Genomic DNA, 18,218 nt, shown 5'->3' on the forward strand with positions numbered 1-18,218 from the left:
ATGACACGGAACGCTTTCAGGCTGGCGCTCGCCGGGGCGACGATGCTGGCGGGGCTGGGCACCGCGACGATGTGGAGCGCGCCCGCCATGGCGCAGGCCGGGCAGGCGGCGCTGCGCGGCGTGATCCGCACCGCGCCCGACAATCCGCTGCAGGACGTGACGCTGGTCGAGGTCGACACCGGCTTTCGCCGTACGGTCGTGCCCGGCGCGGACGGCAGCTATAATTTCCCGTCGCTGCGGGCTGGCGCCTATCGGCTGGAGATCCGCCTTCAGAACGGCACGCGCAATTCGGACCAGTTCACCTTGCGTGTCGGGCAGAATGCCGGGCTCGACCTCGACCTGACCACCGCCCCGGCACCGGCCCAGCCCGAGCCGGGCGACAATACCGCCGGTGAGACCGCGCCGCCGCCCGCCGAGGCGCAGCAGGGCGACATCATCGTCACCGGCAGCCGCATCCGCTCGCTGTCCGGCGGGCAGGTCGGCATCAACATCACGCCGCGCCTGATCGAGCAGTTGCCGCAGAACAGCCGCAACTTCCTGGCCTTCGCCGATCTCGCACCCGGCGTGCGCTTCATCGAAAGCTCGGACGGCAGCTCGCGCATCCAGGGCGGGGCGCAAGGGAGCAACTCGGTCAACGTCTTCATCGACGGCGTCAGCCAGAAGGATTACGTGCTGCGCGGCGGTCTGACCGGCCAGGACAGCTCGCCCGGCAACCCGTTCCCGCAGCTCGCGATCGGCGAGTATCAGGTTCTGTCGTCCAACTACAAGGCGGAGCTGGACCAGGTCAGCTCGGTCGCCATCATCGCGGGCACCAAGTCGGGCACCAATGAATTCCATGGCGAGGGCTTTTTCGACTTCACCAATCAGAATCTGCGCGACCGTCGCCCGACCGAAATCTATCCCGCCAAGATCGCCAAGATTCCCTCGGAGGACAAGCAGTTCGGCGTCGCGCTGGGCGGCCCGATCGTCAAGGACGTCGCGCATTTCTTCGTCAGCTATGAGGGCAAGCGGCGGCAGGTGCCGATCGACATCCTGCCGACCAACGGCGTCGCGGTGTCGAGCCTGCCCGCCCAGTATCGCGACATTTTCGGGTCGTTCAACTCGAGCTTCCGGCAGGACCTGTATTTCGGCAAGATCGACCTCGAGCCGACTGACAAGGACCTGGTCGAACTGACCGGCAAATATCGCAACGAGACCGGCGTGCAGATCGGCAACGGCAATGCCGCCTTCTCCACGCGCACGCTGAGCAAGGTGAACGAGAAGCGCGGCATGCTGCGCTGGCAGCATAGCGAGGACTCGTGGATCAACGACGTGCGCGTCTCCTATGAGGATGTGGCCTGGTCGCCCCAGCCCGCCGAGAACGGCATCGGCCAGCAGTTCCGCACCACGACACGCAACGGCAGCAGCGTGTCGACCTTCGACCTGTTCCGCACCGGGGCCGGGCTCGGCTTCCAGGACAAGGGGCAGAAGGGCTGGACCGTTCAGGACGACTTCACCTGGACCGGGGTCGAGAACCACACGTTCAAGGTCGGCGCGAAGGCGAAATGGGTGACGCTCAACTCGCTGGAGCAGAACCTCATCAATCCGCTCTATCTCTATGACACCACCTTGCCCTCGGCGAGCGGGTTCAACGACCAGATTCCCTATAGCCTGCAATTCGGCGCGAACGGCAGCCTGGGCGATCCGCGCATCCGTTCGAAGAACTTCCAGCTTGGCCTGTATGCGCAGGACGATTGGGACGTGACCGACCGGCTGACGCTGAACCTCGGGCTGCGCTGGGATTATGAGCGGACCCCGGCGTTCCTCAACTATGTGACCTCCGCCGAGAACGTCAACGCGGTGTCGCCCGCCAACTATCCGAACCTGGTCAACGCGGATTACAAGATCGGCGACTATATCTCGACCGGCAGCAACCGGAAGGCGTTCAAGGGCGCATGGCAGCCGCGTGTCGGCTTCACCTATCGCCTGGATGAGCAGGGCCGGTTCGCGGTGTTCGGCGGCTATGGCCGGTCGTACGACCGCAACCAGTTCGACTTCCTGCAGCAGGAACTGGCCAATGGCCGTTTCCAGCGCCGCGAGTTCCTGTTCCAGGGTGCCGACACGATCAATCCGTGCACGCCCGGACCGAACTGCATCCCCTGGAACCCGATCTATCTGACCGACGCCGGTCGCCAGCAGCTGATCGGCAATGGCAGCCCGGGCGGGCGCGAGTTCCGCTTCATCAACAACGACCTGAAGGTCCCCTATTCGGACCAGTTCAGCCTGGGCGTTCGCGGGCGGTTCAACCCGGTCGAGCTGGAGGTCGGTTATACCCGGATCGTCAGCAAGGACGGCTTCGTCTATCTGCTCGGCACGCGCCGTCCCGACGGGTCGTTCTTCGCGCCGTCGCCGACCACGGGCGCGCCGCAGGGACCGAACACCAGCTTCGCGCCCAGCGGTTACGGCGCGATCATCCTGGGCGACAATGGGCTCGAGACGCGCGCGGACTCGGCCTATGCCAAGCTGACCAAGGCCTATTCGGCGGCCTCGCCGTGGAGCATCGACGCCACCTATACCTTCACCGCGGCGGTGGATAACCGGCCGAACAACGACCAGTCGTCCTACTTCCTGCTCGATTTCCCCAAGGCGTCGGATTACCCGATGCTGCGTTCGGGCGTGGTGCCGCGTCACCGCTTCGTGGTGGCGGGCAGTGTCGACACGCCGCTGGGCGTGACGATGTCGGCGAAGTTCCAGATCGAGAGCCCGACCTTCCAGCGCGCGCTGCTCGACACGGCGACGCCTTATCAGCGGACGCTGGTCGGATCGGAAGTGTTCGGACTGGGCGATCGCTGGGGCCGTCGCCAGCTCGACCTGGCGTTCACCAAATATGTGCCATTGAAGTTCATCAGCGATGCGACGCGCATCCGCTTCCGCGTCGACATCATCAATGCGATGAACGATCGCAATTACGTCGACTATAACAACGACCCGAGCGACACGACGCGCACGCCCGGCTCGCCGAGCCTCTATCGCGAGGTGTCGACCTACAGCATCGGCGGCAATCCGCCGCGCACGGTGAAGCTGTCGGCCGGCTTCAACTTCTGATGCGTCCTCCACCGTCACCCCGGCCGGTGCCGGGGTGACGGTACAGAATCGAGAATGACCGCATGACGTTCGATCGACGCGATATCCTGCGCGCCACGGCGCTGGGCGGGGCGGGGTGGCTGGCGGGGTGCACCGCCGGGCCGCTCGCGCCGAAGCGGGCGCCGCTGCTGGCCTTCCCCGGCACGCTGCCCAGGGTCGGCACCACCCCGGCGAGCGCCAGCGATCCGCTGATGGACGATATCCAGCGCCGGACCGTCAGCTATTTCTGGAACACCACCGATCAGGCGACCGGGCTGGCCCCCGATCGCTGGCCGACCCCCAGTTTCGCCTCGATCGCGGCGGTCGGCTTCGCGCTGACCACCTATCCGATCGCGGCGACGCGCGGCTGGATTACCCGAGCCGCCGCCGCGCAGCGCACGCTGGCCACGCTGCGCTTCTTCGCGAACGCCCCGCAAGGGCCGGACAAGGAGGGGATGACCGGCTATAAGGGGTTTTTCTACCATTTCCTCGGCGTCACCAAGGGGCATCGCTTCGCCAGGACCGAGCTGTCGACGATCGACACCGCGCTGTTGCTGGGCGGCGTCCTCTTCGTCCAGACCTGGTTCGACGACGAGGCCGACCCCGCCGAGCGGGAAATCCGCGCGCTCGCCGACCAGCTTTACCGCGCGGTCGAATGGGACTGGATCACGCCGCGCAAGCCCTTCGTCTCAATGGGCTGGCATCCCGAGAGCGGGTTCATCGGCTCCGATTGGAACATCTATAACGAAAGCCTGATCCTGTACGTCCTGGCGCTGGGATCGCCGACCCATGCGTTGCCGCCCACGACCTGGGACGCGTGGACGGCCAAGTTCGACCCGTCCTGGGACGAGAAATACGACAATCCCTTCACCGCCTTCCCGCCGCTGTTCGGGCATCAGTACAGCCAGGTCTGGATCGACTTTCGCGGGCTGATGGATACCTATTCCAAGCGGCGCGGCTTCGATTATTTCGAGAATAGCCGCCGCGCGACCTATGCGCAGCGCCGCTATGCAATCAACAACCCGGCGGGCTGGCGCGGCTATAGCGAGAATGTCTGGGGGCTGACCGCGTGCGATGGGCCGGGGGATTTCGTGCGCGAGATCAACGGGCGCAAGCGCGAGTTCTTCTCCTATTCGGCGCGCGGCCCCGGCGACCGCGACGACGGCACGATCGCACCCACCGCTGCACTGGGCTCGGTGGCCTTCGCGCCCGAGATCGTGCTGCCCGCAGCGCGGGCCATGTACTCGACCTATGGCACCGCCATCTATGACCGCTACGGCTTTCGCGACAGCTTCAACCCGACGCTGACCCTGACCGACGTCAAGCTGCAGCATGGCAAGGTGGTGCCCTATATCGGCTGGGTCGCGGACGATTTCCTCGGCATCGACCAGGGGCCGATCGCGTGCATGATCGAAAACTGGCGCAGCGGCCTGATCTGGAAGACGATGCAGAAAAACCCCTATATCCGCGCCGGGCTGGAACGTGCCGGGTTCAAGGGCGGCTGGCTTTCCCCGGCATAGCCGGTGTCTTTTTAGCGACCCCGGGCCCCCGTGGAGGCATCGGCGTGCCTGGCGGGTCGGTCGGGTTGCTTTATCTCTGGCCTGGGTTGGGTTAGTCCGTTCCCCCATAGGGTGGCAGCAAGCGCATGACGGCTTTCTGATCAACAGCCGGGGGCGGACGACATATGGATTTTGGCAAGGACGAAGGCAGACCGCCCGAGCATGGCCCGATGATGATGGAGCGGGTGCGCGCCCATGACTGGGCCGCCTCGTCGGTCGGTGCCATGGCGGACTGGCCGCAGAGCCTGTGCACCGCTGTCGACATCATGCTCCATGCCGGTCAGGCGATGTGTCTGATCTGGGGGGCGGATCGGATTCAGATCTATAATGATGAATATGCACGGATTTTGGGCGACCGCCATCCTGCCGCCCTGGGGCGGCCCGCCAGCGAGACATGGCCCGAGCGATGGGACGTCCTCCCCCCGTTGATCGACCGCGCCCTTTGTGGCGAGCGTGTCGCCGTCCGCGATCAGCCGGTCACCATGACCCGGGACGGCGTCGACGAGCAAAGCTGGTGGGATTTCGCCTATTCGCCGGTTCACGATGAAAGCGGGCGAATCGCGGGGCTGTTGAACATCTGTTCGGACGCCACCGAGCGGGTTCGCGCCTTGCGCGACCGAGACATGGCGTTCGAGAATCTGCGGGAACGCGAATCTTTCACCGGCAGCGTCCTTGCCAGCTCGACCGATTGCATCAAGGTCCTCGATCTGGAGGGCAGGCTGGCCTTCATGAGCGATGGCGGGCAGCGGGTGATGGAGGTCAGCGACTTCAACGCCATCGTCGGCTGTCCGTGGCCCGATTTCTGGACGGGTAACGGCAATCGGGATGCCAAGGCTGCCCTGAAGGCTGCGCGCGCGGGCCAGTCCTCCAGCTTCATCGGTCGCGCCAGCACCATGAAAGGCAATTGGAAATGGTGGCATGTTGCGGTCAGCCCCATTTTCGACGCCGATGGGCGTTGGGACCGTATCCTGTCGGTCTCGCGCGACATCACCGAATTGCGCGAGAGCGAGGAAGAGCGCGACCGCTTCGTCCGGCTGGTGGAGAACAGCACCGATTTCGTGGCGATGGCCCATCTCGACGGGCGCATATTCTACATGAACGACGCCGCCCGCGGCATCGTCGGGCTGGAGGACGTGGACTATACCTCGCTCTCGATCGCCGATTTCTTCCTGCCTGACGCCCTCGAAATCGTGATGCACGAAGCGCTCCCGGCCGTGGCCGAGCGGGGAAGCTGGTCGGGTGACGTGCTCTTCCGGCATTTCGGAACCGGCGAGCTGATCCCGATGCTCTATTCGGTTTTCCCCATCACCGATGCGAGCGGCGAAATGGTCGGATACGGGACGGTCACCCGCGACATTCGCGAGCGCAAGCAGGCCGAGGAGGATATGCGGTACCTCAACGGCGAACTGGCCCATCGCCTGAAGAACGTGCTCACCGTCATCCAGTCGATCGCGCAGCAGACGTTGCGCAATTCGCCCGATACCCAAACCGCCGGAAAGGCCCTGTCGGCGCGCCTCGTCGCGTTGGGCGGCGCGACGGACATCCTGACCGGCAAGTCGTGGCGATCCGCCGACCTCCGAGAATTGGCGGAGCGCACGCTGGCCCCGCATGGCGGCATCGGCGAGCGGATCGTCATCGACGGTCCGCCGATCGTTTTGCAACCGGAAGCCAGCATGGCCTTTGCCCTGGCGCTGCACGAGCTGGCGACGAACGCCGCCAAATATGGGGCCTTGTCGAACGATTCGGGTATCGCGACGCTGCATTGGTCGGTGGAAGGTGTTGGCGGCGACGCGCGGCTGTCCGTGCAGTGGTCGGAGCGCGGCGGTCCGCCCGTCATTCCGCCACGATGCAAAGGCTTTGGTTCCGTCCTGATCGAACGATCGCTCCGTTCCTATTTCAGGGAATTGTCCGCGACGGATTACCGTCCCGAGGGATTGATGCTGAAGCTGAGGGGGCGCCTGGCGGACGCCGCCCTCTGAAGCGGGTTGCAATCTAGGCCGGTCGCGCGAATGCCGATCCGCCCCCCAGCGCGCGGGCCAGGGCGACGGTAGCGGTCAGGCGTTGGGTCTGCAGGGACAGCGCGCTTTGCTGGTCGCGAAGCAGGTTCTCCTGGGCGGTGGCGACGTCCAGATAGGTCGCGGCGCCCTTGATATAGCGGTCCAGCGCGATCGCGCTGGTGCTGGCGGCGGATCGTACCGCCTGGTCCTGCGCGGCCTGGGCCTCGTCGAGGTGACGCAGCGTGGCGAGGGCGTCCTCGACATCCTGAAATGCCCCCAGGGCACGCGCCCGATAGTCGGCAGCGGCGGCGTTCCAGTCCGCCCGCGCGGCGGCGATATCGGCGCGACGCTTGCCGCCATCGAACAGGTTCAGGATCGCGCCCGGTCCGATCGCCCAGAAGATGTTGGGGGCCGCGACCAGTCCCGCCAGCGCCGTGCTCTGAAATCCCCCCGTGCCGCCCAGCGTGATCTGGGGAAAGAAGGCCGCCTTGGCGACGCCGATCCGCGCATTGGCCGCCGCCATGCGCCGCTCGGCCGCTGCGACATCAGGACGCTTGGCGAGCAGCGCGGAGGGAACGCCGACCGGAACGCTCGGCAGATGGAGCGGGATATCGCGACGCGGGATGGAGAAGATCGAGGCGGGCTGGCCGACCAGGCTGGCGATCGCATGTTCGGTCACGGCGCGATCCGCCTGCAACGCGGCATATTGGGCGCGCGCTTCGCCGAGCAGCGCACCGGCTCGGCCGACATCCATGCCCGTCGCGATGCCGCCGCGAAAGCGGTTGCGGGTCAGCGCATCGGCCCTGGCAAAGGCATCGATCGTCTGGCTGAGCAGCGCCAATTGCTGGTCCTGCCCCCGCAAACGCACGAAGTCGGCCGCCAATTGCCCCTGAAGGGCGAGCTTGACCGCCGCCAGATCGTCGCGGCTGGCCTCGGCGAGCGCACGACCGGAGGCGACCGAGTTGCGCACACGCCCCCACAGATCGGCCTCATAGGATATGTCGCCCCCCAGCGTCGCGGCGGTATAGAAATCCGGCTGAGAGCCGCCACGCAAAGGACGCTCGTCCGACTGCCTGTTGCGCAAGAGGCTGGGCGTCAGTTCGACACGGGGAAACAGCCCCGAACGCGCGCCTGCGAGCGTGGCTCTCGCCATGTCATAGCGGGCCAGCGCCCCGGCCAGCGTGGGATTGTCGCTGTCGATCCGCGCCTCCAGCCGGTCGAGCAGCGGATCGCCGAAGCCGGTCCACCAGTCGGCGGTCAGGGCGGTGGCCGCGGTATCCACCGGCTTCCATATCGCGTCCCCGGCGGTCGGCATCTCCTTATACGCGACGGGTGCGGGCAGGACCGGCGGGTAATAGGCCGGGGCCATCGAACAACCGCCCAGCAGCGCGAGCGTCGCGCCTGCGACCCAGCGGCGGAGCGGTTTAGCCATGACGCGTCTGCCCCACCCGGACCAACTCGCCCTGCGCCAGCGAGTCCGGCGGGTTGTCGACGATCTGTTCGCCGGGGGTGATGCCCGACAGGATCTGAACGGTCGGGCCATTGTCCTGCCCGATATGAACCTGATGCATCACGACATGGCCGCGCGGGTCGACTGTCGCGACCTGGGGTCCGCCGGCACCGAACAGGATCGCGCTGGACGGCACCTGCGCCGCACCCGGCTGTCCGGGCAGGGCGAACCGGGCCTGGGCATAGCCGCCGGGCTTCAACAGCCCTTCAGGATTGTCGGCGAACAGCTGGACACGGAAGGCGCCCGATTGCGGATCGACCGCGCTCGACAGGCCCGCGACCGTCGCGGCGAATGGGCGGCCCGGACAGGCGGGGACGGCCAGCGTCGCGGTCATGCCCGGCCTGATCGTGGCAGAGAGCGATTGCGGCACGCTGACATAGACGCGGATGCGGTGCGTATCGGCGACGCCGAACATCGGCGCCTGCGTGGCGGCACCGGGCCCGACGAGATCGCCGACCTCGGCATTGCGCGCGGTCACGACCCCGGCAAAGGGGGCGCGGACCACGGCGTAGCGCTTCATCGCCTCCAGCCGCGACAGGGCGGCGCGCGTCTCGGCGACCCCGGCCGTCTTGACCGCGAGATCGCCGTTCTTCTCGTCGACTTCCTGCCTGGACACCGACGAAGTGGTCAGCAGATCACTCCAGCGGGCGGCCGTACTGCGCGCCAGCTTCTCATGCGCGACGGCACTGGCCAGCGCGGCACGCGCTTGGCCGATCTGCTGGTCGAGTTCGGGGGTGTCGATCACGCCCAGGGCCTGTCCGGCCGCGACATGGGCGCCGATATCCTGCGACCAGCTGCGCACATAGCCGCCGACACGGGGGAACAGCCGTGCGGCTTCCCAGGCCTCCAGCGTGGCGGGCAGGTCGAGCATGTCGGTCGCCGCACCGCCCTTGACGGGGATCAGGTGGACGGTCGGAATGGCATTGGTCGTGGACCAGCTGGCCGCCGCCGCAACGTCATGGCTTCGGGCCAGGGTTCCCACACTCACGGTGCCGATCGCCAGGACGGCGGCGGCAAGACCTGCGATCTTCAGGCCCTTGGGGCTGGGGGTGTCGGCCGACACAGCGGGGGCCGGGGCGGCGTCATGCATGGATGGCTTCTCCGATGGGCATCAGGGGGGAGGGCGCGGTCGCCTTCCGGCGGCGGTGCGCGATGGCGAAGACGACGGGAACGAAGACCAGGGTGGCGAGCGTGGCGCACAGCAGGCCGCCGATGACGGCCCGGCCGAGCGGCGCATTCTGCTCGCCGCCTTCGCCCAGACCCAGCGCCATCGGGGCCATGCCGATCATCATCGACAAGGCGGTCATCAGCACCGGGCGGAAGCGGGTGGCGCCCGCCTCCATCGCCGCCTGGATCGCATCGCCGCAGTCGGCCAGCCGTTCGCGGGCGAAGCTGACCACCAGCACACTGTTCGCGGTCGCCACGCCCATGCACATGATGGCGCCGGTCAGGGCAGGCACGCTGAGCGGCGTGTGCGTCGCGAACAGCATCCACACGATCCCAGCGAGCGCGGCGGGCAGGGCCGAGACGATCACCAGCGGATCGATCCAGCTCTGGAAGTTCACGACGATCAGCAGATAGATCAGGATGACCGCGCCGGCGAGGCCGAGGATCAGGCCGGTGAAGGCGGTGTTCATCGTCTCCACCTGTCCGCGCATGGCGACCGTGGCGCCCTTGGGCAGCTGGCCTTTGGTCTGGGCCAGAACCCGGTCGATGTCGGCGGCGACCGCGCCCAGATCGCGACCCTGCGGCGTCGCATAGACGTCGAATACCGGCTGCACCGCATAATGCGAGACGAGCGCGGGGCTGGGTTCGCGGTGCAGCGTGCCCAGCGCCTGAAGCGTCTGGAAGCTGCCCGGCGCACTGCCGGTGATCGGCAGATTGTCGAGCTGTTCGATGGTGCTGGCGCGATATTGCGGCGACTGCACCACGATCGGATAGGACACGCCGTTCTTCGGGTTGAGCCAGAAGGTCGGCGCGACCTGCGCGCTGCCCGCCAGATTGACCGACAGGCTGCGGGTCACGTCGTTTTCGGTGATGCCCAGGCGGCTGGCCTGCGCGCGGTCCACGTCGACCGCATATTCGGGATAGTTGGACGCCTGTTGCAGGCGGACATCGGCCAGCCCCGGCACCTTCGACAGCCGGGCGACGAGCATCCGGGCATAGGCCTCGTTGCCCTTGGTATCGGGCCCGGCGACCTGCACGTCGATGGGGGCGGGCGAGCCGAAGTTCAGGATTTGGCTGACGATGTCGGCGGGCAGGAAGGCGAAGGACGAGCCGGGGAAATCCCGGGGCAGCTGTTCGCGCAGCGCCTTGACGAACTCGGCGGTGGGGCGGTGGTCTTCCTTCAGCGTGACCAGGATGTCGCCGTCCTGCGGACCCACGCCCCCGGTATTGGAATAGGCGCGGTTGATGCCGCTGACCGGCAGGCCGATATTGTCGACGATGGTGTCGAGCTGGTCGGCGGGAATGACCTGGCGGATGCGGTTCTCGATATGGTCGAACAGCGCCGCCGTCTCCTCGATCCGGGTGCCGACGGGGGCGCGGACGTGGAGGCTGATCTGGCCCGCATCGACCGCGGGGAAGAAGTTGCGGCCCAGCATCGGCACCAGCGCGAACGACATCAGCACCACGATCAGGAAGCCGATGACGAAGGGCCGCCGCCGGGCGAGCGCGAAGGCGAGCAGGCCGGTATAATAGCCTCGCACCGCCTCGAACCGGCGTTCGAAGCCATGCTGGAACCGGCGCAGCGGGTTGCGGCTTTGCGGGCGTCCGGCCTGTGCGTCGTGGCTGACCATCACCTGGGCGGTGTGCGCCCCGGCATGATCGCGCAGCAGGTAGTTGCCCATGGTCGGCACCAGCGTGCGCGACAGGATGAACGAGGCGATCATCGCGAAGACCACCGCCATCGCCATCGGCGCGAACAGGAAGCCCGCGACGCCCGGCAGGAAGAACATCGGCACGAAGGCGATACAGATGCACAGCAGCGAGACGAAGGCGGGGCCGACGATCTGTTTGGCGCCGTCCAGAATCGCGTCGCGCACCGACTTGCCTTGTTCGAGATGCCAGTTGATATTCTCGATCGTGACGGTCGCATCGTCGACCAGGATGCCGACCGCCAGCGCCAGCCCGCCCAGCGTCATGATGTTAAGTGTCTGCCCGGCCAGCGCCAGTCCGGCGATGGCGGCCAGGATGGCGAGCGGGATCGAGGCGGCGATGATGACGGTCGACCGCCACGAGCCGAGGAACAGCAGGATCATCAGGCTGGTCAGCGCGGCGGCGATCACGCCTTCGCGCATCACGCCCGACACCGCCGCCTTCACGAACACCGACTGGTCGGAAAGCGGCTTGACGCTCAATCCCGGCGGCAGCGTCGCCGCCAGCCTGGGCATCAGCGCCTTGACCTGATCGACGATGGCGATGGTCGAGGCCGACCCGCTCTTCAGCACGGTCATCAGGACCGATCGCGCGCCATCGACGCGCACCTCGTTACGCTGCGGCGGCGAACCGTCGCGGACATGCGCCACGTCGCGCATCATGACGGTGGTCCCGTCGATCGTCTTGATCGGCAGGTCGTTGAGCGCGTCGATCGCGTCGGGACTGTTGTTCAGGCGGAGATTATATTCGTACTGGCCGATCCTGGCGGTCCCGGCGGGCACGATCTGGTTCTGCTGCGCCAGTGCGTTCGCAACGTCGGTCGCCGACAGCCGATGCGCCTGAAGCGCGGCAGGATCGAGGTCGATCTGGATCTGGCGTTCCTTGCCGCCATAGGGGGAGGGGATCGCCGCACCCTGTACCGAGGCCAGCGCCGGGCGGATCATGTTCTGGCCCAGGTCGTAGATCTTCTGTTCGGACAGCCCCTTGCCCGACAAAGCGAGTTGCAGGATCGGCACGGTCGAGGCGTTGTAGTTCAGGATCAGCGGCGGGGTAATGCCCGGCGGCATCTGCTTCAGCACGGTCTGCGAGGCGGACGTCACCTGTGCAGTGGCGGTGCGGATGTCGACGCCGGGGCGGAAGAAGATCTTGACGATGCCGACGCCGGACAGCGACTGGCTCTCGATATGGTCGATGTCGCCGACCGTGGAGGACAGGGAGCGCTCGTAATAATAGATGACGCGCCCCGACATGTCGCGCGGCGGCAGGCCGCGATAGCTCCACACCGCCGCGATCACGGGAATGCGGATGTCGGGAAAGATGTCGGTCGGTGTCTCGACCGCCGCGATCCCGCCCCCCAACACGATCAGGATCGCGAGGACGACGAAGGTATAGGGCTTGCTGAGGGCGAGCTTGACGAGCTGAAGCATGGGCGTCCCGGTAACCGTCAGGGATGGGCGGTGTCGGCGACGGCGCGGGGATCGAGGGGGGTGGGGAACCCGCTGTCCGTCGTCGACGGGGGCTCCATCGCGCCAATCGCGGGCGCAGGCGACTTAAATGAATTTCACGCCGACGCCGGGGGCAACGAGATGCGCACGCACAGGCCCGGTGCCGCATCGGACAGGCTGAGGCGGAAGCCGTGCAGGTGCAGGATCGCCACGACCAGGCTGAGGCCCAGGCCGCTGCCGGGAATGTCCTGCATATCCTGCCCCCGGTGGAACCGGCGCAGCACCGCATCGCGTTCGCCGGTCGCGATGCCGGGGCCGTCGTCCCGAACCTCGATCGCGCGTCCTTGCGCGTCCTCGACCAGGGCAATTACGACACGACCGCCGGGGCGACCGAACTTGATGCCATTGTCGAGCAGGTTGCTCAGCGCCTCGAACAACAGCTTGTCGTCGCCATCCACCGACCATGGCCGGGTCGCGACCGACAGGGTGATGCCGCGATCCTCGGCCAGCGGTTCGTAGAGTTCGGCCACCTGTGCGACGAGGATGCCCAGATCGATCGTGCGGAACCCGGCACGGCGTCGCCCCGCCTCCAGCTCGGAAATGCGCAGCAAGGCGGCGAACCGCTCCAGCACCAGATCGAGATCGGCGGTCGCCTGTCGGATGCCCGCCGTCACCTCCACGGCATCATGCGGCCGGTGATGCAGCGCGTTCAGGGTGGCGCGGACGCGGGTGAGGGGGGTGCGCAGATCATGGGCGATGGCGTCGGTCGCGCCCTTGACCTGGGCGACGACGCGGCCAACCTCCTCGACCGTCGCATTCACCGTCGTCGCAAACTGGTCCAGTTCGTCATGCCGCCCCGCGATCGGCATGCGGACCGAGAAGTCGCCTGCCGCAATCTCCCGGCTGGCGCGTTGCAGGGCCCGGACCCGGCGGAGCGGCGCCCGGCTGAACCAGATGGCGGCGGTGGTGACGCATAACAGGGTCAGCAGGCCGCTGACGATCAATGTTTCCAGGATCGTCCGGCGCAGGTCGCGCAGCAGGCTGATGTCGCGCCCGACCAGCAACGTCTCTCCCTCGCGGGTGCGCAGCGCGACCAGTCGCAAGGGGCCGCGCGATCCGCCCTCGACATCGACGGGCAGGCCGGGCGGCAGGGGGCGCAACAGGCGGATATTGCCGACGACCGGCGTGCCGTCGGCGGCGATCAGCGACAGATAGTTGAAACCGGCGCGATCGCGGCGCAGCTCGTAGCGGATACGGTCGGGCAGCTGGTCGGCCGGGACCTGCAACAGGCGCTGCGCGGCGGCGTGAAGGATCCGATCGCTGCGCGCGGTCAGGTCGCGGGCGGTCGCGGCATAGACGACGCCCAGCATCGCGATCAGCCCGATGACGAACACCGCCCCCAGCGTGGCCGAAAGCCGGAACGTGCTGATCCGGATGACATCGCGCCAGCGCAGCGGCGCGTCAGCCTTCAAAGAGATATCCCTCTCCCTTCACCGTCAGGATCGGGGACGGTCGGTCCGGCCGGTCGATCTTCTTGCGCAGCCGGGCGATATGGACGCTGATGAGATTGGCCCCCGGATCGAAATAATAGCCCCAGACGCGTTCGAAGATGATCCGCCGGGTCATGACCTCGCCGCGATTGCGCATCAGGAATTCGAGAAGGCGGAACTCCATGTGGAGCAGCCGGACCGGCTCGCCATCCACCTTGACCGTGCGGCGGACCAGGTCGCATTCGATCCCGCCTCCGCGCAGCACCACCGCCTCGGCCTGTTCGCGCCGCCGGAGCAGCACCTCGACCCGCATCGCCATTTCGGCGAAATCGAACGGCTTGGTCAGATAGTCGTCGCCGCCCGCGCGAAGCCCCGCAATCCGTTCGTCGACATCGCTCAGGGCGCTGAGCATCAGGACGGGAATGGTGACGTGCCGTTCGCGAAGCCGGGCGACCAGGGTCAGGCCGTCCAGTCCGGGCAGCATCCGGTCCAGCGTGATCGCGTCGAACGCCTCACGGGTGGCCAGGTCCAGCCCGCTATCGCCATCGGCAGCCCGGCTGGCGTCGTGCCCGTGCCGATCCAGTTCCGCCATGATCGCCGCAGCGGTGGCGTCGTCGTCTTCGATGACCAATATGGCTGCCATGGCGCATGGCATAACGCCACAGCCGTGGCGTGGCCAAGGCGCATCGGCGCAGGTGAAATTCATTTAAGTCGGCAGTCGCGACCTTCGGGACGACAGAGGCGCTCTCACGGACTCGGTTCAAAAGGGTTTCGCATGCGCCGTTCCCGCACATGGATGATCGTTATCCCGCTCGGCCTGATCGCCTCTCCTGCCATGGCCTCGCGAAACGAGAGGGACATGAGCAACGACTGTTTCGACGTGGCCGCCCCCATGGCGGAGGCGACACCCTGTTTTGAACCCGGCCGTCACCCCCGCCCCCATCGCCCCCACCATGATCGAAACGCAACCAGCTCGGCTTCGAAAAGACGCGATACGGCAAGCGACGGCGTGCGGCGGAACCCGGCCGAATAGCCGTCGAACGGGCACATGCCCCCGGCGGACGGTCGCCCGTCGAAAGCGAAATAGGGCAGTTGATAGAGGGGCTTAGCGCCCCTTTTCATAAACCTGCCCTTTACGTTATGCCGATAGGGCGAACGGATGGATTGTCGGTTCCCCTGTCATGGAATGTCTCGACCACGGCGTCGCCCGTCCCGTTTTCCGGCATCCGGCCTTCTCGCCAGGATTGCCGCCGATCGGCGCGGAAACGTCATGCTGCTATGGGCGTTTTTCCTGATCCCGCTCGTGGCCCTCGTCGGATCGGCGATCGACCTCGGCACCGAATATGTGGCGCGCAAGCAGATGCAGATCGCATGCGATGCGGCGGTGCTGGCCGGTCGGCGCGCGATGACCAACGGGACCGTCGATGACGGCGTGCGGGCCGAGGCGGCCAAGTTCTTCAACTTCAATTTCCAGCAGGGCATGTTCGGATCGAAGCCGTTCACGCCCTCCATCTCCAGTGCCTCGACGGCGAAGACGACCGTCGTCATCAATGCCGCCACCACGATCCCGACGTCGCTGATGCGGATATTCGGCTTCGTCGAATTGCCGGTAAGCGTCAGTTGCAACGCCTCCCAGGATTTCGTGAATACCGACATCGTCTTCGTGCTGGATACGACCGGCTCGATGCGGGACAAGGCGACGTCCAGCGACTCCCAGACCAAGATCGAGGCGCTGCGTTCGGCCGTCCTGGCGCTGTACGATCAGCTTGCACCGGTGCAGAAGCAGTTGACGGCTTCCGGCATGCGTCTTCGCTACGGCGTCGTTCCCTATGCCAGTGCCGTGAATATCGGAAAGGCGATCCGCGCGGCCAACCCCAATTACATGTTGTCCGGCCCGTGGACCTATCAATCCCGGCAGGTCGTGACCGCGAGGATGAGTTCCAGCGATTGCGATTATTACTACGGCAGCTACAATTCATGGTCCGGAGTCTGCACCTATTTCCGGTATCTGCCCCGGACTTTCGACACGTCGCAATACGTGTCGGGAGCAAGCGTCGATGTGGCACAACTTGTCGGCACTGCCGATTATAGTGGCGATACGCCGGTCAAGGCTACGCCCAAGAACGTCACTTGGGCGGGATGCGTCGAAGAGCGTCAGACGGTGCGTATGGGATCAAGCGCCGCGGCGATCCCGTCGGGCGCCACGGATCTGAATATCGATCTGATACCGAACAGCGATGCGACGAAGTGGAAACCCTATTGGCCGGAAGTGGAATATACGAGTTATATGCTACGGTACAATAGTAATCGCTTCAAACCGCAAGTTGCTTGCCCATCGCCCGCTGCATCTATGCAGGGGTGGACACGGGATGATCTGAATAATTATCTCAATACTCTAGTCCCGGACGGCGGCACCTATCATGATAACGGGATGATATGGGGTGTGCGCTGGGCTTCGTCAGGGGGTATTTTCGGCAGCAATAACCCGGAAAAGTACAATATGATGCCGGTCAAGAAATACATCATCTTCATGACGGACGGACTGTTCGATACCGGCTATACTGGCCTCTATTCGTCTTACGGCGTGGAGCGGCTCGATGGTCGCGTCACGCCCGGTGGCGACTATTCCGACGAAGCCGATCAGCTTGCCCGTCACAAGCAGCGCTTCAACCTGCTGTGCTCGCAGGCCAAGTCCATGGGATATTCCATCTGGGTGATCGGCTTCGCCACGTCGCTTGACGCATCGCTGACCAACTGTGCGAGCATGCCCAGCCAGGCCTCTACCTCGTCAAACCAAGCGGCGTTGATCGAGCGTTTCGTCGAAATCGGCAAGAATATCGGCGCGTTGAGGCTGACCCAATGAAGGTGGGATGTGGGGGTGCGGTACGCCGTATCGGCCGCGATCGTCGGGGCGCCTCGGTCGTCGAGTTCGCCCTGATCTCGTTGCCCGCCATCGTGATCATGTGCGGCCTGTTCGACCTGGGCTACCGCCAATATGTCGCCACGCAGGTGCAGGATGCGCTGGACCGCGCAGCCCGGCGGGTCACGATCGGGACCAGCACGACGTCCGCGCAGTTGACCGCGATGGTCTCCGACAGCGTCAAGGCGATTTCGCGAGACGCCGATGTCGTCGTCGTTCCCACCAGCTACGGCAAGTTCCAGCAGGTGGCCAAGCCCGAACCGATCACCACCGACACACCGCCGCTGGGGCAGTATAATGCCGGGGACTGTTTCCTCGACATCAATGGCAACGGCGTCTGGGACGCTGACGGCGCGCGCGCGGGCACCGGTGGTTCGGACGATGTGGTGCTGTACACCGCGACGGTGACCTATCCCGAAATCGTGCCGATGAGCCGGTTGATCGGCTGGAGCGGGATGACCAGGCTGACCGCCACGACCATGTTGAAAAACCAGCCCTATGCCTCGCAAGCCGAGCCGGTGACACTGTGCCGATAACCTGTCCTGCCAGGCGGCTCGGCCACGTGACCGGCAATCGGCGCGGCGTCGCGATGATCGAGTTTGCGCTTGCCGCGCCGGTGATCCTGTTCGTTGGCCTCGGTGGGATCGAGGTCGGCAATTACGTCATTGCGAACCTGCGGGTTTCGCAGATCGCGATGGCGGTCGCCGATAATGCCGGTCGGGTTCGCACCACGATCGACGAAGCCGATGTGACGGAGATCATGATCGGCGCGATGAAGATGGGGGAACCGCTCTCCCTGGCGTCCAAGGGGCGGATCATTCTGTCCGATCTCGAACAGCGGACATCGACCACCGGAACGGGCGGCAAGGGACCGGTGTCGGCCACCAACCCCAACGGATACCGTCAATGGTTCCGGTGGCAGCGTTGCGCCGGTGCGCTGGCGGCCCCGTCATCGATCGGCGGTCCGATGAACGATGCCGGAGCCCCGATCACCAATCTGGACGACAAGACGAATGACGATCATGGCGCGGTGGAAACCGCGTCGACCATCGACGGCGTCGGCAAGGCGGGGAGCCAGATCGCCGCGGCGGGCGGCACGGCCGTGATGGTGGCCGAGGTCGTCTATGATTACCAGCCCATCGCGCCGGTCAGCCTGATCACCACGGCGTTCGGCAAGCTGAGGATCAAGCGCGTCGTCGCCTTCAACGTCCGCGAGAGAACCAGCTATTCCCTGCGCAATGACGGCAATCTGACCGGAGCCAAACGCGCGGACTGCCAGATATATAGCGCGGCGGCTCCGACGGTGTAAGCGCCGCAC

The 18,218-nt window shown here is 66.0% G+C and carries 11 protein-coding genes; 6 read left to right on the plus strand and 5 right to left on the minus strand.

Features of this window, described 5'->3' with window-relative positions; all coding sequences use genetic code 11:
• From ACWKSV_RS00525 to ACWKSV_RS00535, 3 genes are all read left to right on the plus strand, one after another.
• Nucleotides 1-3,084, plus strand: a complete 3,084-nt coding sequence (locus ACWKSV_RS00525; RefSeq protein WP_237243549.1) for a TonB-dependent receptor — start codon at nt 1-3, stop codon at nt 3,082-3,084.
• Between the two features lie 62 nt (nt 3,085-3,146).
• Complete coding sequence (locus ACWKSV_RS00530; RefSeq protein WP_076715434.1) at nt 3,147-4,622, plus strand: glucoamylase family protein; 1,476 nt, start codon at nt 3,147-3,149, stop codon at nt 4,620-4,622.
• Nucleotides 4,623-4,786: 164 nt separating this feature from the next.
• Entirely contained in the window at nt 4,787-6,640 is a 1,854-nt protein-coding gene (locus ACWKSV_RS00535; protein ID WP_191864759.1) for a PAS domain-containing protein, read from the plus strand.
• Nucleotides 6,641-6,653: 13 nt separating this feature from the next.
• On the opposite strand, the gene ACWKSV_RS00540 is transcribed toward ACWKSV_RS00535, so the two are convergent.
• From ACWKSV_RS00540 to ACWKSV_RS00560, 5 genes are all read right to left on the minus strand, one after another.
• Entirely contained in the window at nt 6,654-8,090 is a 1,437-nt protein-coding gene (locus tag ACWKSV_RS00540; protein WP_076715437.1) for an efflux transporter outer membrane subunit, read from the minus strand.
• On the minus strand, nt 8,083-9,258 hold the full coding sequence (locus ACWKSV_RS00545; RefSeq protein WP_076715438.1) for an efflux RND transporter periplasmic adaptor subunit: 1,176 nt from the start codon (nt 9,256-9,258) through the stop codon (nt 8,083-8,085). The genes ACWKSV_RS00540 and ACWKSV_RS00545 overlap by 8 nt, the downstream gene beginning before the upstream one ends.
• The gene (locus ACWKSV_RS00550) at nt 9,251-12,472 is read right to left on the minus strand and encodes an efflux RND transporter permease subunit (RefSeq protein WP_191864760.1); all 3,222 of its coding nucleotides are present in this window, start codon (nt 12,470-12,472) and stop codon (nt 9,251-9,253) included. Before ACWKSV_RS00550 ends, ACWKSV_RS00545 begins: the two co-directional genes overlap by 8 nt.
• Before the next feature lie 134 nt (nt 12,473-12,606).
• Nucleotides 12,607-13,962 carry a sensor histidine kinase gene (locus tag ACWKSV_RS00555; RefSeq protein WP_191864761.1) on the minus strand — a complete coding sequence of 452 codons (1,356 nt, stop codon included), beginning with the start codon at nt 13,960-13,962 and terminating at the stop codon, nt 12,607-12,609.
• Nucleotides 13,952-14,623 (minus strand): response regulator transcription factor, encoded by a 672-nt coding sequence (locus ACWKSV_RS00560; RefSeq protein ID WP_056439238.1) that lies wholly within the window; start codon nt 14,621-14,623, stop codon nt 13,952-13,954. The genes ACWKSV_RS00555 and ACWKSV_RS00560 overlap by 11 nt, the downstream gene beginning before the upstream one ends.
• A 627-nt stretch (nt 14,624-15,250) precedes the next feature.
• Here ACWKSV_RS00560 and ACWKSV_RS00565 point away from each other — a divergent pair.
• The 3 genes from ACWKSV_RS00565 to ACWKSV_RS00575 are packed head-to-tail and all read left to right on the plus strand — an operon-like array spanning nt 15,251 to nt 18,209.
• Nucleotides 15,251-16,843 carry a Tad domain-containing protein gene (locus tag ACWKSV_RS00565; RefSeq protein WP_237243550.1) on the plus strand — a complete coding sequence of 531 codons (1,593 nt, stop codon included), beginning with the start codon at nt 15,251-15,253 and terminating at the stop codon, nt 16,841-16,843.
• On the plus strand, nt 16,840-17,436 hold the full coding sequence (locus tag ACWKSV_RS00570; RefSeq protein WP_076715444.1) for a TadE/TadG family type IV pilus assembly protein: 597 nt from the start codon (nt 16,840-16,842) through the stop codon (nt 17,434-17,436). The genes ACWKSV_RS00565 and ACWKSV_RS00570 overlap by 4 nt, the downstream gene beginning before the upstream one ends.
• Before the next feature lie 26 nt (nt 17,437-17,462).
• Entirely contained in the window at nt 17,463-18,209 is a 747-nt protein-coding gene (locus ACWKSV_RS00575) for a TadE/TadG family type IV pilus assembly protein (RefSeq protein WP_237243551.1), read from the plus strand.
• Nucleotides 18,210-18,218: the final 9 nt, after the last annotated feature.

The organism is Sphingomonas sp. SphC10 (assembly GCF_057004845.1).